Source organism: Vibrio tarriae (genome assembly GCF_002216685.1).
GTDB lineage: Bacteria > Pseudomonadota > Gammaproteobacteria > Enterobacterales > Vibrionaceae > Vibrio > Vibrio tarriae.
On record NZ_CP022353.1, the window covers coordinates 1036787 to 1061982 of the forward strand.

Annotated in this window: 16 protein-coding genes and 2 pseudogenes; 8 read left to right on the forward strand and 10 right to left on the reverse strand. The window is 48.7% G+C overall.

The window, feature by feature from the left end:
- The first annotated feature begins 2 nt into the window (after window positions 1-2).
- From mukF to mukB, 3 genes are read left to right on the forward strand one after another with little or no spacing between them, the layout of a single operon-like run.
- A complete protein-coding gene (gene mukF, locus CEQ48_RS10475) occupies window positions 3-1340 on the forward strand; it encodes a chromosome partition protein MukF (RefSeq protein WP_001288883.1) in 1338 nt (445 codons plus the stop codon).
- The gene (gene mukE / locus CEQ48_RS10480; RefSeq protein ID WP_000099362.1) at window positions 1321-2043 is read left to right on the forward strand and encodes a chromosome partition protein MukE; all 723 of its coding nucleotides are present in this window, start codon (window positions 1321-1323) and stop codon (window positions 2041-2043) included. Before mukF ends, mukE begins: the two co-directional genes overlap by 20 nt.
- The gene (mukB, locus tag CEQ48_RS10485) at window positions 2040-6515 is read left to right on the forward strand and encodes a chromosome partition protein MukB (RefSeq protein WP_089071192.1); all 4476 of its coding nucleotides are present in this window, start codon (window positions 2040-2042) and stop codon (window positions 6513-6515) included. Before mukE ends, mukB begins: the two co-directional genes overlap by 4 nt.
- A 70-nt stretch (window positions 6516-6585) precedes the next feature.
- On the opposite strand, the gene CEQ48_RS10490 is transcribed toward mukB, so the two are convergent.
- Window positions 6586-7029, reverse strand: coding sequence for an Lrp/AsnC family transcriptional regulator (locus CEQ48_RS10490; RefSeq protein ID WP_000373557.1), 444 nt, complete (start codon window positions 7027-7029; stop codon window positions 6586-6588).
- 107 nt (window positions 7030-7136) lie between these two features.
- On the opposite strand from CEQ48_RS10490, the gene CEQ48_RS10495 reads away from it, so the two are divergent.
- Window positions 7137-7721 (forward strand): LysE family translocator, encoded by a 585-nt coding sequence (locus tag CEQ48_RS10495; RefSeq protein ID WP_043989638.1) that lies wholly within the window; start codon window positions 7137-7139, stop codon window positions 7719-7721.
- 47 nt (window positions 7722-7768) lie between these two features.
- Here the strand turns inward: CEQ48_RS10495 and CEQ48_RS10500 are convergent, their stop codons facing one another.
- Window positions 7769-10138 carry a YgiQ family radical SAM protein gene (locus tag CEQ48_RS10500; protein ID WP_089071193.1) on the reverse strand — a complete coding sequence of 790 codons (2370 nt, stop codon included), beginning with the start codon at window positions 10136-10138 and terminating at the stop codon, window positions 7769-7771.
- Between the two features lie 278 nt (window positions 10139-10416).
- Between CEQ48_RS10500 and CEQ48_RS10505 the strand changes: the two genes are divergently transcribed.
- Window positions 10417-12873 (forward strand): EAL domain-containing protein, encoded by a 2457-nt coding sequence (locus CEQ48_RS10505; RefSeq protein WP_089071194.1) that lies wholly within the window; start codon window positions 10417-10419, stop codon window positions 12871-12873.
- Between the two features lie 133 nt (window positions 12874-13006).
- Here the strand turns inward: CEQ48_RS10505 and CEQ48_RS10510 are convergent, their stop codons facing one another.
- Window positions 13007-15775, reverse strand: coding sequence for a M16 family metallopeptidase (locus tag CEQ48_RS10510; RefSeq protein WP_089071195.1), 2769 nt, complete (start codon window positions 15773-15775; stop codon window positions 13007-13009).
- A gap of 225 nt (window positions 15776-16000) precedes the next feature.
- On the opposite strand from CEQ48_RS10510, the gene CEQ48_RS10515 reads away from it, so the two are divergent.
- Together CEQ48_RS10515 and CEQ48_RS10520 are read left to right on the forward strand one after the other, a co-directional pair.
- Window positions 16001-16687, forward strand: coding sequence for an HI_1241 family integral membrane domain (locus tag CEQ48_RS10515; RefSeq protein WP_089071196.1), 687 nt, complete (start codon window positions 16001-16003; stop codon window positions 16685-16687).
- Window positions 16688-16804: 117 nt separating this feature from the next.
- Window positions 16805-17005 carry a DUF4250 domain-containing protein gene (locus tag CEQ48_RS10520; RefSeq protein ID WP_000366103.1) on the forward strand — a complete coding sequence of 67 codons (201 nt, stop codon included), beginning with the start codon at window positions 16805-16807 and terminating at the stop codon, window positions 17003-17005.
- Between the two features lie 6 nt (window positions 17006-17011).
- Here CEQ48_RS10520 and metR read toward each other — a convergent pair whose 3' ends face one another.
- The gene (metR, locus tag CEQ48_RS10525; RefSeq protein ID WP_089071197.1) at window positions 17012-17929 is read right to left on the reverse strand and encodes an HTH-type transcriptional regulator MetR; all 918 of its coding nucleotides are present in this window, start codon (window positions 17927-17929) and stop codon (window positions 17012-17014) included.
- A 328-nt stretch (window positions 17930-18257) separates the two neighbouring features.
- Here metR and metE point away from each other — a divergent pair, with 328 nt between their 5' ends.
- On the forward strand, window positions 18258-20543 hold the full coding sequence (gene metE, locus CEQ48_RS10530) for a 5-methyltetrahydropteroyltriglutamate--homocysteine S-methyltransferase (RefSeq protein WP_089071198.1): 2286 nt from the start codon (window positions 18258-18260) through the stop codon (window positions 20541-20543).
- Window positions 20544-20690: 147 nt separating this feature from the next.
- On the opposite strand, the gene CEQ48_RS10535 is transcribed toward metE, so the two are convergent.
- The 6 genes and pseudogenes from CEQ48_RS10535 to CEQ48_RS10560 all read right to left on the reverse strand — a co-directional run bounded on the left by CEQ48_RS10535 (window position 20691) and on the right by CEQ48_RS10560 (window position 25116).
- Window positions 20691-21089, reverse strand: a complete 399-nt coding sequence (locus CEQ48_RS10535) for a GspS/AspS pilotin family protein (RefSeq protein ID WP_089071199.1) — start codon at window positions 21087-21089, stop codon at window positions 20691-20693.
- A 1-nt stretch (window position 21090) separates the two neighbouring features.
- Complete coding sequence (locus CEQ48_RS10540) at window positions 21091-21387, reverse strand: YciI family protein (RefSeq protein WP_089071200.1); 297 nt, start codon at window positions 21385-21387, stop codon at window positions 21091-21093.
- A gap of 74 nt (window positions 21388-21461) precedes the next feature.
- A complete protein-coding gene (gene yciA / locus CEQ48_RS10545) occupies window positions 21462-21881 on the reverse strand; it encodes an acyl-CoA thioester hydrolase YciA (protein ID WP_181710933.1) in 420 nt (139 codons plus the stop codon).
- 147 nt (window positions 21882-22028) lie between these two features.
- Window positions 22029-22575, reverse strand: a pseudogene (locus CEQ48_RS10550) (septation protein A).
- 174 nt (window positions 22576-22749) lie between these two features.
- A pseudogene (locus CEQ48_RS10555) lies at window positions 22750-24628 on the reverse strand (sensor domain-containing phosphodiesterase).
- Between the two features lie 260 nt (window positions 24629-24888).
- Window positions 24889-25116: a hypothetical protein gene (locus CEQ48_RS10560; RefSeq protein WP_181714705.1), complete on the reverse strand. Its 228-nt coding sequence runs from the start codon at window positions 25114-25116 to the stop codon at window positions 24889-24891.
- Window positions 25117-25196 lie beyond the last annotated feature (80 nt).

The following is a 25196-nucleotide window of genomic DNA, read 5'->3' on the forward strand; positions in this document are numbered from 1 at the left end:
CAATGAGTGAGTTTACTCAGGATACTGTGCAAAAGCCCATCGACGAACTCGTCACTTGGGTAAAACAGTATGACTTCTCATTGAATCTGCCTACTGAGCGGCTGGCATTTTTGCTCGCGATTGCTGTGCTCAGTAATGAAAGATTTGATGAAGAGCTCGGAGAAGGGGAACTTCACGATGCATTCGCGATAGTCACGCGCTTGTTTGCAGAATCGGGAGAAGCCTCAGCCTTTCGGGCTAACAATGCGATTAATGATCTGGTGAAGCAGCGCTTACTCAGTCGCTTTACCAGCGAAATGACGGAAGGTGCCAGCATCTACCGTTTGACTCCTTTAGCGATCGGCATTACCGATTACTATGTTCGTCATCGCGAATTTTCCAAACTGAAACTATCCATCCAACTCTCTATGGTCGCGGATGAGATGGCGAAAGCCGTGGAATCCGCGCAGCAGGGTGGCAGTGTCGCCCATTGGCGCAAAAACGTGTTTGGCGTGCTCAAATATTCGGTGAGTGAAATCTTCGATCGCATCGATCTTAACCAGCGTGTGATGGATGAGCAGCAGCAATCGGTCAAAGAACAGATTGCCGATCTGCTGAATAAAGATTGGCGTGATGCGATCAACAACTGTGAAGCCTTGCTGTCTGAGACTTCCGCCACACTGCGTGAGTTGCAAGATACCTTGCAAGCGGCTGGCGATGAGTTGCAAACGCAAATTCTCGATATTCAGGAGTGCGTGTATGGCGATCTGGAATTGGATTTCATCGAAGAGACGCTGTTTGCGCTGCAGATGAAGCTTGACCGCATCACGAGCTGGGGGCAGCAGTCGATTGATCTTTGGATCGGTTACGATCGCCACGTCCACAAGTTTATTCGTACCGCGATTGATATGGACCAGAACCGCGCGTTCAGCCAACGTCTGCGTCAGTCAATGAACGACTATTTTGAACAACCTTGGTATCTCACTTACGCCGATGCAGAACGTCTATCCGATCTGCGAGATGAAACCTTGACCCTGCGTGACGAAGAAGTTACCGGTCATGTGCCGATGGAAGTGGAATACGAAGAGCTGCAACAAGTGAACGATGAACTTGCGCAGCGGATTGGCGACATGCTGAAAGTGCATAAAGAGCAGGGCGCAGCGATTGATTTAGCACTTGTACTGCGTGATTACTTAGCCAGCCACCCACGAACCCATCATTTCGATTTAGCCCGAATGGTTGTCGACCAAGCGGTAAGACTGGGTTATTCCGAGTCCGACTACCGCGCTATCCAGCCTGACTGGACGGCGATCAACGATTTTGGCGCAAAGGTACAAGCGAATGTCATCGACCGATATTAATGAATACATGCCAGAGAATCTGGCCAAAGCGATTGCAAACCCGCTATTTCCAGCGCTAGACAGTTTGCTGCGTGCGGGGCGTCATGTTTCCAGTGACGATTTGGATAACCACGCCTTCCTGTCGGATTTTGAGCCGGATTTGGCGCTGTTTTATCAACGCTACCACACCGAACTGGTGCGCGCGCCGGAGGGTTTTTTCTATCTGCGTCCACGTTCCACTTCGCTTATCAACCGCAGTGTGCTCTCTGAGCTGGATATGCTGGTGGGTAAAGTGCTCTGTTTCCTCTATTTGAGCCCTGAGCGTTTAGCGCACGAAGGCATTTTCACCAACCAAGAGCTGTACGATGAGCTACTGACACTGGTGGAAGAGAAGAAGCTGATGAAGCTGGTGACGAACCGCGCGAGCGGCTCGGATCTGGATCGCGAGAAGCTGTTTGAAAAAGTGCGTACTTCGCTGCGTCGTTTACGTCGCCTCGGTATGGTGATCACCATTGGTGATACGGCCAAATTCCGCATCACTGAAGCGGTATTTCGTTTTGGTGCGGATGTGCGTTTGGGCGGTGATGTGCGTGAAGCGCAGCTGCGCCTGATCCGTGATGGTGAAGCTGTGGTGCATACCCCAGAACCAAGCCAGCAAAGCCTGTTGGAAAACCCAGCAACCGAGTACGACGAAGAGCAAACCGAGTGGGAAGATGAAGCATGATTGAACGAGGTAAATATCAATCGCTAACCATGATCAACTGGAACGGCTTCTTTGCGCGTACCTTTGACATTGATAATTTAGTGACCACTTTATCCGGTGGTAACGGTGCGGGTAAGTCTACCACCATGGCGGCGTTTATCACCGCTTTGATCCCAGACCAAAGCCTGCTCCATTTCCGTAACACTACCGAAGCGGGGAGCTCGCAAGCTTCTCGCGATAAAGGTTTGTACGGTAAGCTGCAAGCGGGGGCGTGTTACGCCGCGTTGGATGTGGTGAACTCACGTAACCAACGTTTACTGTTTGCGGTGAAGCTACAACAAGTGGCGGGACGTGATAAGAAAGTGGATATCAAACCTTTCTTGATCCAAGGTTTGCCAAGTCATGTTAAACCGACCGATGTGTTGGTCGAAACCGTATCCGACAAACATGCGCGTGTTCGCCAAATCAATGAAGTGAAAGATGCAGTGGGTCAGATTGAAGGCGCGCACTTCAAATCTTTCCCGTCGATTGTGGATTACCACGCGCAGATGTTTGAATTCGGCGTGATCCCGAAAAAACTGCGTAACAGCTCAGACCGTTCAAAATTCTACCGTTTGATTGAAGCTTCGCTTTACGGCGGTATTTCCAGTGCAATCACCCGTTCACTGCGTGATTATCTGCTGCCACAAAATGGCGGCGTGAAGAAAGCGTTCCAAGATATGGAATCCGCGCTGCGTGAAAACCGCATGACGCTGGAAGCGATCAAGACCACGCAAGCGGATCGAGATCTGTTCAAACACCTGATCACCGAATCGACCAATTATGTGGCTGCGGACTACATGCGCCACGCCAATGATCGTCGCAACAAAGTGGGACAAACGTTGGTTCTGCGCGGTGAGTTGTTCTCTTCTCGTGAAACCCTGATTGAGCAAAACAGCTTGCTGAACCGTGTTCACGAAGAGCTAGAACTGCTGGTTGAGCAAGAGTCTGCGCTGGAGCAAGATTACCAAGGCGCGTCTGACCACCTGCAATTGGTGCAAAACGCGCTGCGTCAGCAAGAAAAAATTGAACGCTACCAAGAAGATCTCGAAGAGCTGAATTTCCGCCTCGAAGAGCAGATGATGGTGGTCGAAGAAGCCAATGAGCGAGTGATGATGGCCGAAGAGCGCACCACCATCAGTGAAGAGGAAGTGGATAGCCTCAAATCGCAATTGGCCGATTATCAGCAAGCCCTCGACGTGCAGCAAACCCGTGCTCTGCAATATCAACAAGCCGTGCAAGCGCTCGATAAAGCGCGTCGCTTATTGGATAAGCCAGAACTCACTGCGGAAAGTGCGCAAGCGTTAGCTACTCAACTGAAAGCGGAGCAGGAAACGCGCACCAGCGAACTGTTGGCTCTCAAACACAAGCTGGATATGTCTTCAGCCGCGGCGCAGCAGTTCAACCATGCGTTTGAATTGGTGAAACGCGTGCTGGGTGAGGTCGCGCGCAGTGAAGCTTCGAAGCAAGCGCAGCAAGTGATCCGCCAAGCGCGTGAAGCTCAACATGTGGTGCAAAATGAAGCGCAGTGGCAAGCACAACAACGAGACCTTGAGCGCCAACTTGAGCAGCAACGCAGCGTGCGTGAGCTGGCAACCCAATACCACAAACAACATATGGTGGTATTGGATGATGCCGCGACCGTCGGGTTAGAGCGTGAGCGCCACTCTGCACTGCTAGAAGAGCTGGAAACCGAGCAGGAAAACTGCCGTGAACAACGTGGTCAACTGCGCCATCAAGAGCAAGAACTGCAAACGCAAATCGCCCGTTTTGAGTCAATTGCACCTGCATGGATCAAAGCTAACGATGCATTAGAAACGCTACGTGAGCAAAGTGGTGCAGAACTGGCGGATAGCCAATCTGTCATGGCGCAAATGCAGCAAGTGTTGGAGCTGGAAAAAGCCCAATCCATGGCAAAAGATAAGCTCGCCGAGCGTCGCACGAAACTCGATAGCGAAATTGAGCGTTTAGCTTCTCCGGGTGGCTCTAACGATCCGCGTCTGAAAGGTTTGGCGGACACGCTAGGCGGTGTGCTGCTATCGGAAATTTATGACGACATCACCATTGATGATGCGCCGTATTTCAGTGCGATGTACGGCCCTGCGCGTCACGCGATTGTGGTGTCGGATCTCTCTGGTATTAAAGAAAAACTGGTTGAACTGGATGACTGTCCGGAAGATCTCTACCTCATCGAAGGTGATGTAGATGCGTTTGATGACAGCTCATTCAATGCCGAAGAGCTGGAAGGTGCGGTGTGCGTTCAGCTTAACCAGCGCCAAATGCGCTACTCGCGCTTCCCAGCCATTCCACTGTTTGGCCGCGCGGCGCGTGAGCAGCGTTTAGAGCTGCTACGTGAAGAGCGTGATGACGTGGTTGAGCAACACGCCAAAGCTTCGTTCGATTCGCAAAAGTTGCAACGTCTGTACGCCAGCTTCAACCAGTTTGTGGCGATGCACTTGCAAGTGGCGTTTGATGCCGACCCTGAGCAAGCCTTAGCGAATGCGCGCGATAAGCGTAATCAACTGCTGCGTTCGATCAGCGAATTTGAAGCACAAGAGCAGCAACTGCGTAGCCAGTTGCAAGCCAGTAAACAAGCGTTAGCTGCGCTAGACAAACTTGCGCCGCAAATGAGTCTACTTGACGAAGAGACGCTCGAAGCCCGTTACCACGAGCTTGAAGAAAAACTGCAACAGCTGAGTGAGGCCAAAGCCTTTATCGCTGCGCATGGCCGTACCATCAGCGAGCTGGATAAAGTGGCGGTGGTACTCGATGCCGACCCAGAGCAGTTTGATGCGCTGGAGCAACAATACCAGCAAGCTGACCAAGCACTACAGCAACTCAAAGCGCAAATTTTTGCGCTGTCGGATCTGCTTGAACGCCGTCATCACTTTGCTTATTCCGACTCGGTGGATCTGCTCAACCAAAGCAGTGAGCTGAGTGAACAGCTCAAAGCGAAATTGGTGCAGGCGGAAAGTGAACGTACCCGCAGCCGTGAAGAGCTGAAACAGGCGCAAGCTCAGCTCAGCCAATACAATCAGCTGTTGGCATCACTGAAAAGTTCGCACCAAGCTAAGCTGGAAACGGTACAAGAGTTTAAACAAGAGCTGCAAGAGTTTGGTGTGCATGCTGACGAAGGTGCGATTGAGCGTGCTCAGCGTCGTCGTGATGAGCTGCAAGAGCGTCTGCACACTTCACGCAGTCGTAAGAGCGAATACGAACGTACCATCACCTCCACTGAGCTGGAAATGAAAGCGCTGGTCAAGCGCATGAAGAAAGTCGAGAAAGATTATCAAGACCTGCGCACTTTCGTGGTCAACGCGAAAGCGGGTTGGTGCTCGGTACTGCGTCTTGCGCGCCAAAATGATGTTGAACGTCGTCTGCACAAGCGTGAGCTGGCTTACCTGTCTGCCGATGAACTGCGTTCGATGTCCGATAAATCATTGGGTGCGCTGCGTCTCGCGGTCGCCAACAATGAAGATCTGCGTGATGCACTGCGCCAGTCGGAAGATAACTCGCGTCCTGAGCGTAAAGTGCTGTTCTACATTGCGGTGTATCAGCATCTGCGTGAGCGCATTCGTCAAGACATCATTCGCACCGACGATCCGGTCGAAGCGATTGAAGAGATGGAAGTTGAACTGGCTCGTTTGACCGAAGAGTTGACCCAGCGTGAGCAACGTTTGGCGATCAGTTCGGATTCGGTAGCCAGCATCATCCGCAAAACCATTCAGCGTGAGCAAAACCGAATTCGTATGCTCAACCAAGGGCTGTCGAACATCTCCTTTGGTCAGGTGAACGGTGTGCGCCTGAATGTGAAAGTGCGTGAAAGCCATGAAATCCTGCTGGCAGGATTATCTGAGCAGCAAGCGCAGCACAAAGATCTGTTTGAAAGCGCGCGTTACACCTTCTCAGAAGCGATGGCTAAGCTGTTCCAACGCGTGAACCCTCACATCGACATGGGTCAACGTTCACCGCAAGTGCTGGGTGAGGAGCTTTTGGATTACCGTAACTACCTAGAGCTGAGTGTGGAAGTGAACCGTGGTTCGGATGGTTGGCTACAAGCTGAATCGGGCGCATTGTCGACCGGTGAAGCGATCGGTACCGGTCAGTCCATCCTGCTGATGGTGGTACAAAGCTGGGAAGAGGAGTCGCGTCGTCTGCGCAGTAAAGATATTGTGCCGTGTCGCCTGTTGTTCCTTGATGAAGCTGCGCGTCTGGATGCCAAATCCATCGCCACCTTGTTTGAGCTGTGTGAGCGTCTGGATATGCAGTTACTGATTGCTGCGCCAGAGAACATCAGCCCAGAGAAGGGCACCACTTACAAACTGGTACGTAAAGTGTTTAAAGATCACGAGCACGTACATGTGGTCGGGCTACGCGGTTTTGCGCAAACCGAAAAGCCAAAAACGGCGGAGCAGAAATTCGCCGAAGAATTGACGGGTGAGCTAACCGATTAATGTGTGATTGATGTAAAAACGCCTTCCATTTGGAAGGCGTTTCTTTTTGCAACCGAGCTTGTTGGTAAGTTTACTGCCGCTCATCTTTGGGTGAATCCATCACCACCATGGTGGTAATGGATTTCACCACCGCACATTCGCCAAGCACATCGGCATGGAAGCGTTTGTAAGCCACCAGATCTTTGGTTTCCACGCGCAGCAAATATTCGTTCATGCCAGTGATGTTGTGGCATTCCACCACTTCTTTAGCAAAGCGGACATGCTGCTCAAAGCTGAGCTGTGATTGCTTGGTATGGCTGTTTAAGCCAATCGCCACATACGCGATAAAACCGACCTCAAGCTGGTTTTTATCCAATACCGCGCGATAGCCTTTGATTATTTTCTTGCGCTCTAAATCTTGCACGCGACGCAGGGTGGCGGAGGGCGATAACCCCACGCGCTCGGCTAACTCCACATTGGAAACTCGACCATCGAGTTGCAGCTCGTGCAATATTCTTTCGTCAAACCTGTCCATTGTTCTCTTTTGTTGCGCATTCAATGTTTTGTTCGCTCATATAAACACAAAATTGCGTCAGGGAGCGATTAATATTTTTGCATCTGACATTAATCGAGAACATCGTTATGGATTACACCTTATTTGGACCACTGTTGGCATTTGCTTTTGTGTCTACTTTTTCGCCGGGTCCAAACAACATCATGCTAATGACATCGGGAGCCAACGTCGGTTTTCTGCGCACTATCCCGCACATGTTGGGGATTACGTTTGGTTTTAGCATCATGGTGCTTCTGGTCGGCGTAGGCTTGACGGAACTGTTTCAGCGTTATCCGATCCTTCAACAAGGGTTACAAATTCTCTGCACTTTGTACTTGGTGTATCTGGCGGTCAAAATTGCCCTGAGTCGACCCTCCAAAGAGGGTCAAGAGTATCAGCCGATGTCTTTTGTGGCGGCGGCGCTGTTTCAGTGGGTCAATCCCAAAGGTTGGTCAATGGCGCTGACGGCGGTGAGTGTGTTTAACCCGAATGCGAGTTGGTTACAGCTCGGTTTGATTGCGCTGGTGTTTGCGTTAGTGAATTTACCTTCAGTCAGTGTGTGGACTGCCGCAGGCAAGCAACTGAGCTACTGGATGAATCATCCCAATTATGTGCGTTGGTTTAATGGGGCGATGGGGGGATTGTTACTGCTTTCGGTAGTACCGATGCTTTGAGGTAGAACATTCAGCCTCCCAAATGGGAGGCTGAAAGAGGTATAGATTTAACGAGCACGTTGCGGCTGACGTTGAGTATTACCACGGCTGGCAGGACGACCAGAACCTTGTGGTTTACCGCCTGTCGCTGAACCACGTTGACCTTGTTGGCCTCGGTTTTGTTCACCACGAGCAGATTGGTTGCCCGCAGGCTTGTTCGCCGTTGGCTTACTGCCTGTCGGTTTACCACCAGCTGGTTTGCCCTGATTCGATTTATTGCCGCTGTTTGGACGACCTTGGCCGCCAGATTTGTTACCACGCAGCGCATCAAAGCCCGGTTGGCTATGCGTATGCTTGGTCGCAAAACGATTCGCGCCATGACGACCTGATTTGCGGCTTTGTGCTGGGGTGACTAGGTCTGAATCTTTTTCAGGGATCAGACACTCAGGGCGATCACCAATCAGATGACGTTTGCCCATCGCAATCAGTGCTTCACGAATCATCGGCCAGTTGGCAGGATCATGGTAGCGTAGCAGGGCTTTATGCAAGCGACGTTGCGCTTCACCTTTCGCCACTGGCACCTTTTCCGGTTTCTTGTATTTCACGCGTTTCAGCGGGTTCACTTCTGCGTGATACATCGCGGTAGCATTACACATTGGCGATGGGTAGAAGTTCTGTACTTGGTCACAACGGTAGTTGTTGGATTTCAGCCACAGTGCGAGGTTGACCATGTCTTCATCTTCAGTACCCGGGTGAGCGGCGATGAAGTAAGGGATCAGATACTGTTTTTTGCCCGCTTCAGCACTGTATTTTTCAAACAGCTCTTTAAAGCGATCATACGTACCCATGCCCGGTTTCATCATCATGCTCAGTGGGCCTTTTTCCGTATGCTCAGGAGCAATCTTCAAATAGCCGCCAACGTGGTGAGTCACCAGCTCACGCACGTACTCAGGCGATTCAATCGCCAAGTCGTAACGTACACCAGAAGCGATAACCACTTTCTTAATACCCTCCACATCACGCGCTGCACGATACAGGTCGATGGTGTGTTTGTGGTCGGTATTGAGCTTATGACAGATGCCCGGGAACACACAGCTTGGGCGACGACAGTTCGCTTCTGCTTTTGGATCTGAACAGCCGAGGCGATACATGTTCGCGGTTGGGCCACCCAAATCGGAAATCACGCCAGTGAAGCCCGGCACTTTGTCACGGATTTCTTTCAGCTCATTGATGATCGACTCTTGCGAACGGTTCTGGATGATGCGTCCTTCGTGCTCAGTGATAGAGCAGAATGAACAGCCACCAAAACAGCCGCGCATGATGTTGACCGAGGTCTTGATCATGTCGTACGCCGGAATTTTCGCGTCGCCATATTTAGGGTGCGGAACACGGGCGTAGTACAGGCCAAACACGAAATCCATCTCTTCAGTCGTGAGCGGGATCGGTGCTTGGTTAACCCACAGTTCACGGTCACCATGACGCTGCACCAGCGCACGACCAGAATAAGGGTTGGTTTCTAAGTGCAATACGCGGCTAGCGTGCGCGTACAAAATACGGTCATTCACCAGCTTTTCAAACGAGGGCAGACGCACCGCGGTGGTTTTCGCATCATGGCGTGATGGGCGAATGGTGATGGGTTGAGCTTCTTCTTTCTCATCACCTTTGGTCGCGCACTGGGTTTCCACTTCATACGGGTTACTTGGCACAAACGGTTTGTTTGGCTGATCAATGCGGGTTGAATCGATAATCTTAAAGTGTTCAGGTACCTGCGCCAGATTGACAGCCGTGCCGCGTACATCAATCATCTTGTTGATCGATTCGCCATTGGCTAAGCGGTGTGCAACCTCAACCAGTGCCCGCTCTGCGTTACCGAATAGCAAAATATCGGCTTTGGCATCCAGCAGGATTGAACGGCGAACTTTGTCTGACCAGTAATCGTAATGTGCGACACGACGCAGGCTGGCTTCAATACCACCAAGCACAATCGGCACATCTTTGTAGGCTTCACGACAACGTTGTGAGTAAACCAATGAACAGCGATCAGGACGCATGCCGCCTTTATTGTTTGGGGTGTACGCATCGTCGTGACGAATTTTTTTATCCGCCGTGTAGCGGTTGATCATTGAGTCCATGTTGCCGGCAGTCACACCGAAAAACAGGTTCGGTTTGCCAAGCGCCATGAAGGCATCTTTGGTTTGCCATTCCGGTTGCGCAATGATACCGACTCGGAAACCTTGTGCTTCAAGCAGGCGGCCGATGATCGCCATACCAAAGCTTGGGTGATCAACATAAGCATCGCCGGTCACGATAATCACATCACAGCTATCCCAGCCTAATTGATCCATTTCTTCACGACTGGTCGGTAAGAATGGCGCTGTGCCGAAACACTCGGCCCAGTATTTTTTGTAGTGGTGGATAGGGGTAACTTCGCTGTGCATATTTTGGCCTCAAGATTAAGAGGGCGGCATTATAGCGGCTTGCAAGGCCAGTATCTACCGTAACATTGCCCCGAAATTGTTGGGGGTTTATTTCCGCCTCGTTGAGAAATAATCCACGATAGGAATCATAGCTTAAAGAGAAAGTAGGCAATTTAGCATTAAGCAACTAATACTTTAGCTATGGGTAAGTTAACGTTATGCGTCAACGTTCATTGTATGGGGTGACGAGCTGCTTTAAGGTGGTCACAGAATCAACATCATCAGTTTAGGGATGCCGGATGAATGTGAATTTATCAACCGTACAACCACAGAGCATTGGCTTACAAACGCGTTATGCACCATTGGATTGGTGTTACCAGTTAGCCAGTCAGCACATGGATTACGATGTTTTGATGTGGCAATCATTGGTGGGAAATACTCGCTTGATTAGCAAGCCCGACGATTTTCTTGAGTACTTGCCTTTGACTCAGCGTGAGCATGCCGCAGGCTTTTTCACGCAAGCAGATTCAGCGCCGCAGAGTCTCAATACCTTATTGGTGAGCGACGAAAAGTTGGTGGCCTTAGTGGCGTTTTCGGTTGACGAAGTGAGTAGCCAGCTTGTTCGAGGGACGATTACGCCATTACTGATTTTCCATTCAGGTATGGAATCCGCCTTTGCCTTTGATGCTTTATTTGATAATGACCACCATGGGGTAGTGATTACCGATGATCAAACCCGAATCTTGGCGTGCAATCGCTATTTTGAACAGCAGACGGGTTATCAACAAAATGAGCTACTGGGGCTAAAAACTAGCGTGTTTAATTCCGGTAAACACTCGCAACATTTTTATCTCGATATGTGGCATCAACTGCGTGAGCAAGGCGGGTGGAGCGGCACGATTTTATCTCAGCGCGCTTCTGGCGAAATTTGGCCACAAGACCTATCCATTAAACGTTTAAGTCCTCAGAAAGGGCAGAATTTTTATATCGGTTTTACCACGGATCTGGCACCGCATTTGGATCGCGTACTGGATAAGCAAGCGGGCGATGTCGAGTTACTGACGCAATTACCGACACTCTCCAAATTCAATGCGCAACTGAAACAGCGTTTACCTAAGCAGCAAACCACTACCGGATTTGTGTTGGCGATACAGCCTAAATTCAGCAGCGATAAATATTATGCGCAGCTCCGCCGATTGGCATCCAGCTTGGCGCAGAATGGACAAGTTCAACTGTGTGGCTACCACGGTGAAGGGATTTTTTTGTGTCAATTGGATGCAGAAAAAAACCTAGAGGCTCAATCTTTAATGTCCTTACAACGCACTTTACGCCAGTTTTTTATTGAGCTGCGGCAACGAGGTGGGCAAGAAGCTCATCAAATTGTCTCTAAGGGGCGTTTAGGGGTTTCGGTATTAGGTGTGGATACCGATAAAATTGATCGCCTCGTTCCCCATGCAATCCAAGCCATGCTGGAGCACCACGCGGGTGAAACTCGACATATCAACTTTTATGATCGCGCGATCCATCAACAGATTGAGCGTCACAAAACGCTGGGGAAATGGGTGCAGAAATGGGTAGAAAATGGTGATGTCGACGTTTTTTATCAGCCCATTGTGGATAGCCAGAGTTGGTCTGTGGTGAAGTTTGAGGCTTTATGCCGTTTTCAAGCCCCAGAAGTTTTGCATGCGTCAACGCAAGAATTAATTTCGATTGCTGAAGAGTTGGGGCTAATTGATCAGTTAGATGAGTTGGTTGGGCGCAAGGCTTTGCATGATTTACCCAAAATTCACGCGTTATTTGGTCACCATGTGGGCATGAGCATTAATCGTTCGTTAAACAGCGATCTAAATGCTGAGCAGATCTTACGAGCGGTGGCAGACATGCTCGCTGAAGCTCCGAATCTAACCAAAAATATCACGGTGGAGTTAACCGAAAGTGCCTATTTTGACTCTCAATCACAAGGAGGGGAGGTGCTACAGCATTTGCGAAATCAAGGGATGACGGTTGCGATTGATGATTTTGGCACTGGCTTCTCTTCGTTCTCTTATCTGACTGAGTGTCAGTTCGATTATTTGAAAATCGATCGCGAGTTCGTGACCAATATCGAAGTGGGTTCGCGCCGCTATGCCATCGTAAAAATGATGACCGATCTTGCTCATACTTTGGGGGTTAAGGTCGTTGCAGAAGGGGTTGAGACTGAACATGAAGTTTATGTGCTCAAATCATTGGGAGTGGATTTGTTGCAGGGATTCTTTTTTGCGAAGCCTCTGCCACTAAGCCGCCTTATTCATGCTTCTGATTATCGTAAACATCTTAAGCTGACCCACCGTGAAGCAGAAAAGCAGCCAAGCGAAGCCACGACACTGCACAGTTTGGCGACCTTTACTCAACATCGGCTCGATCCTGGGGATCCGCTTTCGCTGGCAGTGGAGTATTTCAATGCAGTGCAGTCGGATGTTTTGCCTGTGGTCACGGCGGGAGAATGTGTCGGGTTGGTGGATAGGTCAGCGCTGAATTTGCACCTTACGCCAACCATGGGCACAGAACTGGAGACCGCGCGTGAAGCTACCCTCTGGCGTAAACCTGTCAATCAAATCATGCGCGTGCCATTAGTTAAACTGGCTCATGATACGGATCTCAAGCTATTAGCTTCGTTGCTCAAAACCAATCCACCGCCACCTTGGGTGTTGGTCGAAGGTAAAAAATACAAGGGTATGATTACTGCACCGCGTTTGCTCACTTATTTAGCAAATTGAGATGGCCTGTAACGCCAATTCAATACCGGTTCCAATAAACGCAGCTCATCTCAAAGCCCGCCAAGCGGGCTTTGAGATATTGAACATGATTTAGCATTGCACGGCTAAGTTGCTGGATGAGTACAGTCAGGGCTTAGCCTTTACTCTTTGCCTTGGGCGTCATGATCAGCTCTTGTGATATGGCTCCTTGGCCAAATAACGTTTGAGCACGTTGGTTGACGTCATTGAGAGTGATGGATTGCGTCATCTCCTCAACTTTGTACGTCGCTTCAATGCCATAGTGATGAATCGCATAGCGCAACATGAAGTAAGCTTGCTGAGCTGGTGATTTGTCGAGCGGTTTCATATCAATCAAGAACTTCTGTTTGACAACTTCCAACTCTTGCTGCGTCACGCCTTGAGCAAGCTCACTCGCGACTTCGCGAATTACTTTGGCCACTTGCGATTCATTTTTCGGATCGACTAAGGCTGACAGTACCCAATCATTGAGAATGTCTCCATCGACCACGTATGGGATCACTTGTGGCGTGTAGTCTAAACCTTGATGCTCGCGAACTTCAGCCAGTAAACGCTGAGTCGCAATGCGCTGCAAAATATCATCAATAAAGACGGCTTTTGCCGTACGCGGCTGGGTTTCAGACATCAGGCGCAAGGAATATTGGGTAGAGTTTTCATTGTTTAGCGCCAGCTCTAGGCGTGGCACAACTGGTTTGATCAACTGGCTGATTCTGGGGGAAATCGTTCCCTTGATTAAAGGCAAGCTTGCCACGTACTGACGCAGCATTGGGGTAATTTGAGAGCGCTCAATATCGCCGACGATGACCAGCGTATTATTGCGCCCTTCACTGAAGAGACGTTGATGAACCTGCTCAATTTGCTGTGCCGTGACTTGAGCAATCTGCTCTGGGGTGCGAATTCTATATTGGCTTGTTTCGATAAAACTCTGGTTGGTCACCTCACGGAAGAAAGCGCCGATAGGAGAATCAAAGTACGCCGTACGATTTTGAGTAAATTCAGTTTTTACTGCATTTAACTGCTCAGGATTCACCTTCACTTGTGTCACCAACAGATGAAGTGCTTCAAGCAATTCTGGCAACTCCTGCGCTTTACTATTGGCCTCAAAGCCATGACTGGTCGACGCAATATAGCTAAAGAAACCAATATCTTTCTGACGTAGGTAGCGATCAAACTGAGATCCGCTCAAGGTGCTTAGGCCACTTCGCATCTGTACCGCAGGAGCAATTTCGGCGGCAGGGAGCAGGTCTGCTGGTAACGCGGATTGGCCACCCGAACTGGCGTATTGTACAAAGACGCGCTCTTTGGCTTCTGGATTACGCAGATAATAGACATCAATACCGTTACCAAGTTGCCAATAGGTCACTTGCGGCTCTTCATTGATATCGAGTTGTTTAACTACTTCACCAGCCGCAGCTTGTAGTTTAAACGGGCTATCAACTTCTAGGTTGATGGGTTTACTGCCTTGCTGAGCGATCTTTTTACGCAATTGAGGTAGGGTATTCTTCAACATTTGTGCATCTTCAGTTGCAGCAACGCCGAGGACCAGTAAAGGCTTCTGGCTGAATTGCTGCTCGATGTGACGGCTGATCTTCTCTGGCGTCGCAGAGGCTAGAAACTCGGTCAAACTGGCTTGATAATCAAGCGTGGCTTGAATCGGCTCATCAAACACAATTGAGTAGACTTTTTGATTGGCATGCTCCACTGGCGTCATGGATTCACGATCTTCTTGCAAAAAGGTTAATTGCTCGCGATAACCACGCAAAATAATATCCAGCTCATTTTGCGTCACGCCATAATCACGCACTGAAGCGAGCGTTTCCAACAGTAACTCTTGCACTTTTTCTCTTTGCTCGGCGGCAAATCCGACGCTGATGAGGGTATAACGCTGGCCTTCGATATCATAACGTGTCGCGTAAATGCCGGTTGTGGCTTGCGCTGCATCACTGAATGCTGCCCCTAAGCGCGCTTGCAGTAGCTGCTCGCTGACATCATCACGCCAAAACTCTTGTTGGCTGGCATAGTCTTTAATGGTGGTTGAGCCTTGTGGAAACATTAAAGTCAGGCTAGGGGATTCACCCGCTATTACTGAAGCGACTAGATCTTGGTTGTTCAGCGCTTGGTGGTAAATCGAGGCGGGCTTGTTGGTATTGCCTTTCTGCCACTTGGAGAAATACTTCTCAACCCACTGTTGGCCTTGTTCAAGGGTAAAGTTACCTGTGATCACGAGTTCCGCTAATTGAGGTTGATACCACTCTTGATAGAAGGCTTTCAAACTATCTGGGGTAGCGGTTTGCACTAATTCGCGTGAGCCGAGCGGATCGCGATCCGCGTAGGATGTGCCTTGGACCAGATGTAGATAAAACTGCTGCTCTATGCCCATGTTTTCTGTGCGTGAGGCGCGAAACTCACCCAAGATCACGCCTTTCTCTTTTTCGACTTCATCTGCGTCAAATGCTAAACCGTCAGCAATATCGGCAAACCACAATAATGCTTTATCCATATTTTGCGCATTCGGCAGGTCAAGTTGATAAACCGTACGGTCGTAGCCAGTTAAAGCGTTAAAGTCGGCACCAAACTGGGCACCACTTTGCTCAAACATACGAATCACGTCGTTATGCTGATAATGGCGTGTACCATTAAAGGCCATATGTTCGACGAAGTGAGCGTAACCCGCTTGCTGCGCGGTTTCTTGCATTGAACCTGCGTGAATGTACAAACGAATAGAGACTTCTTGTTCACTGTCTGGGTAGAGATGATAAGTGAGACCATTGGGAAGTGTTTGAGTTACCCAGCGTTGGTCGGGTTGGAGTGCGCGGTTGGTTTGTTGTAAGGCACAACCGGCAAGCAGGACGCATAAAATGCCAACTAAATATTTACTTTTCATATAAGCCTCTGATTATAGTAAGAATTGAACTATAACGCATTGTGATGTTTTGTCGCCCTACTTTTGTTTCGCTTGCTGCACTTTTCACCGTTTTGCGATCTAGTCTGAGTTGCCCACATCACCGTTGTTCTATCCAAGAAGAGAAATCAACGTATAGTCGCTTGGGGTTCTCGATTAAGGTTTGCTATTATCGGCGGCCTCGACAGCTCTTTGATTTGGCAAACTATGCTTTATTCTCTGATTTCCGTATTCGCACCTATGTTATTGGGCGCGCAAATCATTTTGACTCTGGTGTTGGTCAAGGGTGAAATTTGTCCTGGACAACGAGGCCGTATCCACAAAGTATTACCTGCAATTGCGGTGCTCTGGTTGGCGGTGGCGTCGATCAAAATTGAAGCGTTTCTGGTGGTGTTTGCGCTGTTTTACTTCTATTCGCAAGTGCAGACTAAAAAGACGCGTGAGGAAGGTCCGCTGTGGGTGATGTATTTAGCCAATGGTTTAGCTCTGGCTTACGTCGGGATTTTGATCCGCGAAGCGCCGGCATGGCCAGCATCGATGACGATATTTGCGGCGATTTTTCTGCTTGGCGCGATGTTCGGACATTTGCTACTGACACTGGCGCGCTCTCGGCTACAAGCCTTCCACCGCATTTTGCCTGTGGTGGGTATTGTGTCTGCAATGCTGACGGCGTTATGCCTCTTGCCTTATGTTTCTGATTTGAGTGACGAGCAACTGCAAACACTGTTGATGCCGATTGCGATGAGCTTTGGCTTACTGGTTGCGGGTATTGTGGTCTGGTGCTGGCATCTGATCTCCGGTAAAACGGTGAACAAATGGTTATTGGTTGTGGCAGGGCTTTTAGTGCTGGCATCCGCTACAGGTTTGCACGGCCTTTACCAGATCCCACTGTAATATTGCTAAGGTGCGATCCGTCGTGCAGAACACTTTTCGTTCCCCAAATAGCGACTATGCTTGATGAAGTTGGGGAGCGGAAACGCTGAGTGAAAACATTCAATCAGGAGTGATGTGATGGATCTGAGCAACGTACGAAACATCGATAGCGTGATTTTGCTGGGCATCGTCAATGAAAAACTGCGTTTGGAATGTGACAGTCTGGATGAGTTGATCAGCACTTATGAAATGGATATTGAACATCTGGTCGGTAAGTTAGACGTATTGGGTTATCAATACGATCCTCTTACCAACCAGTTCAAAGCTTATGCTCGGTAGTGATGCCTAAAGTGAAGCCATCTTGATCCCGTCAAGGTGGCTTTTGCATTGTTGGCGTGCGGTAGCGAAAAAGGCTTGTAAGTAGCGTTTGTCTTTTTCGCTGTGGCGAGTAGCGGCAAACAAGCGACGCCATAGCCCTTTACCTAACGGTTTACTGGTGATGAGCCCTTGGCGTGAAAACTCGCTGATCGCCCAATTGGGCAGTGCCGCGACACCTAATCCTGCTGAGACCATCTGTACCAGCATCAAGGTATTGTCAGCTTGCTTCCAGCGTGCAGGCTCAACGCCTGCGGGTTGCAAAAAGTGTTTCACCACATCCAATCTCTGTTTTTGCACCGGATAGGTGAGCATGGTTTGATCAATCAAGTATTGGGGCTCAATACTGGCTTTGTCAGCCAACGGATGGTTGGTGGCGGTGATAAGGCGCATTTCAAAATCAAACAGCGGCTCATAATGCACTTCCGAGCGCGGCAAAATATCCGAGGTGATCACCAGATCCAATTCCCCCGCTAACAGCGCGGGTAGAGGTTCAAACCCAAAGCCGGATGAAAAATCCAGCGCCACAGTTGGCCAGCCGACCTGATATTCGCGCAGCGCGGGCATCAACCATTGAAAGCAGGAGTGACACTCAATCGCCATATGCAGACGTCCGTTCACATCTTCTTTTAGGCTCGCCAACTCATTCTCGGCACGTGCCATCTTGGGCAAAACATCGTCAGCCAAACGCAGCAGAATTTCGCCTTCGGCGGTAAAGCGTACTGGACGTGTTTTACGCAAAAAAAGCTGCCCGCCAATCCGTGCTTCCAAGTCTTTAATCTGATGTGAGAGCGCAGACTGGGTGAGATGCAACGAGGTCGCTGTGGCGGTCAGTGAACCGGTATCGCGTAGCGAGATCAGCGTTTTCAAATGTTTCAGCTCTATCATGAACTCTCCTCACTTATCCCTAAGCCAACATGAATTTTTAGCTAAGTTACGCCTATTTTATGGAGCTGTAAACATCTAGATGGCCATAGTCCTCCTGCTTGAAGCCTCAACGGTGTTAGCTGCAACTCCAATTCGTTTGGTTATAAAAAGTGAAGGTAAATTGATAATCGCCATTGTCAACATGAAAATTACTAATAAACAAGTTGAATAAATGAACCTTGTCCTCGAAGGCGTACAACGCGATAGTTTAGCCATCCAGACATCTTCGGATGCGCTGAGTCGGCTTAGAACTTCTACGACCAATTAAGAACAGACAAAGGATTTTCACATGACAACGACACACATTCTTGGTTATCCCCGCATTGGCGAAAAACGCGAACTTAAATTTGCTCTTGAAAAATACTGGCGTGGTGAGATTGACCAAGCGGCTTTGAAACAGGTCGGTAGCCAAATTCGTCAACACAACTGGGCACTGCAAAAAGAAGCCGGATTGGATTTCGTCACCGCGGGTGATTTTGCTTGGTACGACCATGTACTCACCACCACACTGTTACTGGGGCATGTGCCTAAGCGCCATAACCACGGTTTTCCCGATTTAGATACGCTGTTTCGCGTCGGTCGTGGTCAGTCACAAAATGCTTGTGGTTGCGGAACGGGCAGCGCGGCATCGGATATGACCAAGTGGTTCAACACCAACTATCACTACATCGTGCCGGAGTTCAGCTCTCACGACACTTTCAGTGTGAGCTGGCCACAACTGTTTGAAGAGGTGAATGAAGCACTGCAAGCGGGTCACGATGTAAAACCTGTGCTGCTTGGTCCCGTGAGCTACCTCTATTTAGGCAAAGAAGTGGAAGAGGGTTTTGATCGTTTAACGTTGTTGCCGCGTCTATTGACCGCTTACCAAGCGATTCTGAGCAAGCTGGCGAAGCAGGGTGTGCAGTGGGTGCAAATCGATGAGCCTATTTTGGCGTTAGAACTGGAACCACGTTGGCAAGAAGCATTTAAGTTGGCTTATCAGGTGATCCGCGGTGACGTCAAACTGCTGCTGACCACTTACTTTGATTCAGTGTTAGACACGCTTGATAAGATTGTGGAATTGCCTGTCGATGGCCTACATGTGGATATTTCGGCCGCTCCAGCGCAGCTCGAAACCATTGTTAACCGCTTGCCATCTGATTGGGTACTTTCAGCAGGTGTGATTAATGGCCGTAACGTTTGGCGTGCGGATTTGAGTTCCATTCTGGCTCGTTTGCAGCCTGTGAAAACCCTGTTGGGCGAGCGTTTATGGGTCGCGAGTTCCTGTTCACTGCTGCACAGCCCTGTCAATCTGGATTTAGAAGGCGATTTGAGTGCAGAAACCCGTAGTTGGTTTGCGTTTGCCAAGCAGAAAGTTACGGAAGTGTCCTTGCTCGGCCGTGCTTTGGATGGTGATGCCGCGGCGATTCTGGCTTGTGATACCTATAGCCAGCCAATTGTGGCACGCAAATCTTCTCACACGGTGAATAAGGCTTCTGTGCAAGCGCGCATCAACAATATTACGGAGGCATTGGCAGAGCGGAGTGCGCCTTATATTGAGCGTGCTCATCACCAAGCAGAAGTGCTGGGGCTGCCTTTCTTACCGACCACGACCATTGGCTCTTTCCCACAAACCGGAGAGATCCGTACTGAGCGTAGTGCCTATCGTCAAGGCAAATTGAGCGAGCAAGAGTATGTGCAAGCACTGAAAGGCCATATTGCCGATGCGGTGAAACGCCAAGAAGCGTTAGGGCTAGATGTGCTGGTACACGGTGAAGCCGAACGTAACGACATGGTGGAATACTTTGCTGAAAACCTCGCGGGTTTCCAAACCACGCAGTTTGGTTGGGTGCAGAGTTACGGTTCACGCTGCGTAAAACCTGCGATTGTGGTGGCGGATATCGAACGTGAAAAACCGATCACGGTAGAGTGGTCAACTTACGCGCAATCTCTAACCTCTAAGCAGATGAAAGGGATGTTGACGGGCCCTGTGACCATTCTGTGCTGGACCTTCCCACGTGAAGACATCAGCCGCCAAGAGATTGCTCAGCAATTGGCGTTGGCACTGCGTGATGAAGTGGCGGATTTGCAAAATGCGGGTATCAATATCATTCAGATCGATGAGCCCGCAATTCGTGAAGGTCTACCACTGAAAAAACGCGATCATCAAACGTATTTAGATTGGGCAGTGCAAGCGTTTAAGATTTCCGCTGGTAGCGCGCGTCCGGAAACGCAAATTCACACACACATGTGTTACAGCGAATTCAACGAGATCATCGAATCGGTTGCGGCACTGGATGCCGACGTGATCACCATTGAAACATCGCGCTCCAACATGGAGCTGCTCAAAGCGTTTGAAGAGTTTAATTACCCGAACGAAATTGGCCCAGGCGTGTACGACATTCACTCACCGAACATTCCTGCACAAACATGGATTGAAGATCTGCTTCGCAAAGCAGCAGAAAAAATTCCAGCACAGCGTTTGTGGGTCAATCCAGATTGCGGTCTAAAAACCCGCAACTGGCCAGAAGTGGAAGCAGCACTGACCAACATGGTGAACGCAGCGAAAGCACTGCGCGCGGAATGGCAAGCCTAATATTCGCTTCCTACTTGAAGTTTACCTACAACGCCAAGTGGTTTGGGTAAACGGTTCGAAACCACAAAGGCCTCTTATGAGGCCTTTGTTCTTTTGTTTGTGTTGTTCGAGAGTCAATCTTAAATATCTTGGTGACTTCCAACGTGCTTAACCTTGCTTGCAGCTCTCTTTAGTGACCAACTGATCCACCATCAATTGACCACGCGTGTTGCGCATTTGGATGCGGTAGCTGATCCCAACATCCAGATTCGAACGGATGTCTTTGTTAGCACAGAAGCTTGTTACCGCGCTTTGTAGCACTTGCTCGGTTGGTTTAGCATTATTTGCATCTGTGTTATAAACCATCATCAGCTCAATGGTGCTGCCTTTGGAGGTAGCGCGGAGAATATTCAGTGGGCCAAACTCCAGCGGTAGCTCGGTAGAGAGTAAGCTGGCACGGTTGCCAGCCAATAGCTCAAGGTTACGCTGTTTTTCTGCTGAACCAGAGCTGCAACCGACGAGAAGGAGAGTCGAGGCGATAACGCTGCTCAGGATGATTTTTTTCATATCAGAATACTTTTTTGAAAGGTTTAACAATCACGTTGGCATAGACACCCGCGGCGACATAAGGGTCGGCATTTGCCCAAGCTTGTGCTTCCACTAAAGAGGCGAATTCCGCGATTACGGTTGAGCCAGTGAAGCCTGCCTGTCCCGGATTATCGGAGTCGATCGCTGGCATAGGGCCAGCCGTGAGCAGACGGCCTTCATCTTGCAGTTGTTGTAAACGCTCCAGATGTTTTGGGCGCACGCTAAGACGTTTGTCTAATGAGTTCTCGACATCCTGCGAAAAAATTACATACCACATAACACTTTAATCCTTATCCACTGACCAAAAGCAAAGTCAATACTCTACGCAACTCGCTCGTGAAACACAGCTTATCAAGATGATTTCTGTGATCCGTTGCTTAAGCTTATCGCTCTTGGGCGGCCATTGGTATCAATCGCCACATAGTTAAACGTCGCTTCGCAGACTTGGAAGCGATCACCAACACCATCTTCTTTGACCGGTTTTACCCAAACTTCAAGATTAATGGACATTGAGGTTCTGCCGATCTTGGTGCATTCGCCGTAGCAACATACCACATCGCCCACTTTGACTGGTTTTTTAAAAGTGATACTGGACACGGAAACGGTAACAATCCGTCCGCAGGAAATCTCTTTAGCGAGAATACCGCCCGCTAAGTCGAGTTGAGACATGATCCAGCCGCCAAAAATATCGCCATTCGCATTCGTGTCGGCAGGCATTGCGAGTGTGCGCAGCAGAAGCTGGCCTCTAGGTGAATTTACGGTTTGATTCATTTGGGGATCCACAGTAAACAAAACAGCGACCGAATACGGTCGCTGTGGATTAGGGGGCGGATTATAACCACAAATTCATCAATGGATCATCCCTTTATCCCTTTCTACTATAAGCGCCAAGTAGGATGGGTATTCCATCGGGACAATTTATTGGCTTTTCTGTTTAGGTTCATGGGGAAGGTGTTTGTAGATGTAGCCACCCGTCAGTAGAGTAAAAACCAGCGTTGCCGCAAGCAGGCCAAAGACTTTAAAGTTGACCCACACATCAAGCGGTAGGTGGTAGGCAATGTACAGATTGAGTGCTGCGCAACCACTGAAAAAAAATCACCCATGCCCAGTTAATGGTCGACCATACCGCGTCAGGCAAGGTCAGCTCTTTACCGAGCATGCCTTTGATTGCAGATTTACCCAAGATTTGGCTGATGGTTAGTCCGAGTGCGAAAACGATATACACGATCGTCACTTTCCATTTGATGAAGTTATCGTCATGCAGGGCTAAGGTCATACCACCAAACAAAGCGACCATCACAAAAGTGATGAGCTGCATTTTCTCCACTTTTTTGTACATAGCATAAGTGACAATCACTTGAACCGTGGTGGCAGCAATCAGCGCCCCAGTTGCTACGTAGATGTCATAAAACTTATATAAAGCAAAAAAAATGATCAGTGGGATAAAGTCGAGCAGTTGTTTCATTTTGGGTACGTCCAATAAAATGAGTGACGACAGTCTAACCCAAACTCGTTCCAGAGCTAAATAGTGAAAAACGATGAAAAAGCAATTAGCTTTATTTCGGTTATCTACTGACAAACTATAAGTAACAGTGAATCGGTCGTTTTAGCATGTGGTTATTATTTGTCATCATGTGCATCACGCTAACAGTTGCACAAATTCATCGGCAGGCATCGCTTTTCCATACAGATAGCCTTGCGCATAATTGCAGCCTTCAGTGCGAATAAAATCCTCTTGGAATTTCTTTTCAATTCCTTCGGCAATTACTGCCATGTTGAGCTTATGTGCCATCGCAATGATTGCTCGTGTTAGCTCGCGGTTTTGCTCGTTGTATTCCAATTGATTGATGAAACTGCGGTCAATTTTCAACGTATCGAAAGAGTATTTTTGTAGGTAACTTAAAGATGAATAGCCTGTACCGAAGTCATCAAGAGAGATGCTTATGCCTTGTTGACGCAGTTGAGCTAATGCACTTTGCGCGTATTGTTCATCTTCCAGCAAGATCCCCTCGGTTAACTCAAGTTCCAAAGCGCCGGGAGGCAACTGGTACAGCGTCATCATGTCTTTAAGGTGTTCAACAAAATGTTGTTCACGAAACTGGATCGGTGAGATATTGATAGCGATTTTGAATGGATGGGATGATTCTCTACACCACTCAGCAGCCTTTCTCAGCGCTTGATGAAGAACGAAATAGCCTATCTCAATAATCTGTCCGTTACTTTCTGCAATCGGGATGAATCGATCGGGGGTCACATTGCCCAATTGTGGATTGTTCCAACGCAGCAGCGCTTCTGCGCCAATGATTTTTCCTGCTTGTTTTAGGCAGACAATCGGCTGGAAATAGACGGCAAGTTCATTAAAACGTAGAGCATCAAGTAAATGTGACTCAAGCTGTAAGCGTTCCTCTGCGGCTTTTTGCGCTTTGATATTGAAAAAAGAGACTTGTGCGCCTTCCTTCTTCGCAAAACTCATCGCGGAGCTTGCGCGTTGGATAAAACTGAGGGAATCGGTTGCATCCATAGGTGCGAGCGCAACGCCTAAATGGCATTGTAAAGTGATGTTGAGGTTATTGGTATTAAACGGCATGGTGCATGCCTTAATCACTCGATTAATCACTTTGTTTGTTTCTGCTCGGCTGCGTTCATGGTAAGCGGTCAGCACAAACTCTGAACCTACAATTCGAGCCAACAACCAAGCTTCCGGTAGGTTGTGGCTTAAACGTTGGCTTAGAGATGACAAGATATGATCGCCGACTTGATAACCATAGCTGTCGTTAATTGATTTAAAATTGCGCAGACTGAAATAGATCAAGGTGATTTGTTGCTCATCAGCGATTGCTTTTAACTGAGGTTGCAGGTGTTCGCAAAGCGTGACACGGTTGGGGAGATTGGTTAATGGGTCATAGTGGCGGTGAAAATCCAGATAATTTTCGGCTGCAGCACGTTGTTCAATCTCTTTGAGCAATTTTGTACTCAAATCTGCTAGCGTTTGAGTGCGCTCTGCGACTTTTTTCTCAAGCTCTTGGTTGAGGTTTTTTTAATTCGGCTTTTTGGTAGAGCGTTTCCAATTGCCCCTCTATAGCGCTTTGAAATCGAGCTAGCAATGAGTGCACACGATCGTCAAAGTGTCTCTCACGGCTATCTAAAATACAGATGGTGCCAAAAGGAGTATCATCAGGCCAGAACACAGGTAAGCCACAGTAACAAATCATACCTAATTTTATGTCTGGGTTATGATCCCAATTAGGGTCGGCAAGCGCGTTGGGAACTTCCAACATGCGTCGTTCACTGATCACCGTCTCACAATACAAGCCATGACCGAGAGTGTCTTTGGCTTTTGGTGGATAAGGGTTGCCTTCGGTTCGGCTACTGGAAAAAACCTCTATATCAGAGGCATGAACTCGCATGATCAAAGAAGCAGGGCAGGCGGTGATTTCTGCAATAAGATCAACGATTTCTTGCCAAGAGTGCATGATGTGTTCTGGAATCGAAAGGGTTTTGGTGTCGATTGGCAGCATGTAACCGTTCATCCTTTTGGCAGTTGACCTTACTTCATGAAGAAGAGCGTACGTAAAGAAGTATAGATTATTGATATAAAAGCACACTAAGCAGGCATAATAAAAATGTATTAGTGATTAACCGAGCGTTTTTTCAGTATGGGTTGTGTCGGTGGGAATAAGGCTAACCTGTGTCAGCCTTACTCAAGATCTTTGGTGAGTAAAAACACCCGATCTAATACTTAAGCAGTTATGTGGTCGGTTGCTTTTTTGCTCATTGATTAACGAAGTAAATTTTCATTTAAATCGACCAAATAGCCTTCCATTTTTAAGTTTTCGACTGTGGCTGTCAGTTCATCGTCCGACATGGTCAAACAACTGGATTTGCCCGTCATGCCATACAAGGTCTGCTGATAATCAAGCGCAGAGAAGTAGCCCATACGATCTTCCAGCAATTCACGTATTCCGATGTGAATGAGGTCGTAGCAGTGGTGACGTTGCAATTCCATAATCAAACTCCTTGATTGCTGTTTGGAAAGTGGAGGTGACTCCAACGTTCATTTTCTACACAAAAGCTAACTAAGCAAAA

What these genes read in the sequence shown, in the direction of transcription:
- mukF (WP_001288883.1), top strand. Translation starts at nt 3, where the DNA reads ATGAGTGAGTTTACTCAGGATACTGTGCAAAAGCCCATCGACGAACTC.
- mukE (WP_000099362.1), top strand. Translation starts at nt 1,321, where the DNA reads ATGTCATCGACCGATATTAATGAATACATGCCAGAGAATCTGGCCAAA.
- mukB (WP_089071192.1), top strand. Translation starts at nt 2,040, where the DNA reads ATGATTGAACGAGGTAAATATCAATCGCTAACCATGATCAACTGGAAC.
- CEQ48_RS10490 (WP_000373557.1), bottom strand. Translation starts at nt 7,029, where the DNA reads ATGGACAGGTTTGACGAAAGAATATTGCACGAGCTGCAACTCGATGGT.
- CEQ48_RS10495 (WP_043989638.1), top strand. Translation starts at nt 7,137, where the DNA reads ATGGATTACACCTTATTTGGACCACTGTTGGCATTTGCTTTTGTGTCT.
- CEQ48_RS10500 (WP_089071193.1), bottom strand. Translation starts at nt 10,138, where the DNA reads ATGCACAGCGAAGTTACCCCTATCCACCACTACAAAAAATACTGGGCC.
- CEQ48_RS10505 (WP_089071194.1), top strand. Translation starts at nt 10,417, where the DNA reads ATGAATGTGAATTTATCAACCGTACAACCACAGAGCATTGGCTTACAA.
- CEQ48_RS10510 (WP_089071195.1), bottom strand. Translation starts at nt 15,775, where the DNA reads ATGAAAAGTAAATATTTAGTTGGCATTTTATGCGTCCTGCTTGCCGGT.
- CEQ48_RS10515 (WP_089071196.1), top strand. Translation starts at nt 16,001, where the DNA reads ATGCTTTATTCTCTGATTTCCGTATTCGCACCTATGTTATTGGGCGCG.
- CEQ48_RS10520 (WP_000366103.1), top strand. Translation starts at nt 16,805, where the DNA reads ATGGATCTGAGCAACGTACGAAACATCGATAGCGTGATTTTGCTGGGC.
- metR (WP_089071197.1), bottom strand. Translation starts at nt 17,929, where the DNA reads ATGATAGAGCTGAAACATTTGAAAACGCTGATCTCGCTACGCGATACC.
- metE (WP_089071198.1), top strand. Translation starts at nt 18,258, where the DNA reads ATGACAACGACACACATTCTTGGTTATCCCCGCATTGGCGAAAAACGC.
- CEQ48_RS10535 (WP_089071199.1), bottom strand. Translation starts at nt 21,089, where the DNA reads ATGAAAAAAATCATCCTGAGCAGCGTTATCGCCTCGACTCTCCTTCTC.
- CEQ48_RS10540 (WP_089071200.1), bottom strand. Translation starts at nt 21,387, where the DNA reads ATGTGGTATGTAATTTTTTCGCAGGATGTCGAGAACTCATTAGACAAA.
- yciA (WP_181710933.1), bottom strand. Translation starts at nt 21,881, where the DNA reads ATGAATCAAACCGTAAATTCACCTAGAGGCCAGCTTCTGCTGCGCACA.
- CEQ48_RS10560 (WP_181714705.1), bottom strand. Translation starts at nt 25,116, where the DNA reads ATGGAATTGCAACGTCACCACTGCTACGACCTCATTCACATCGGAATA.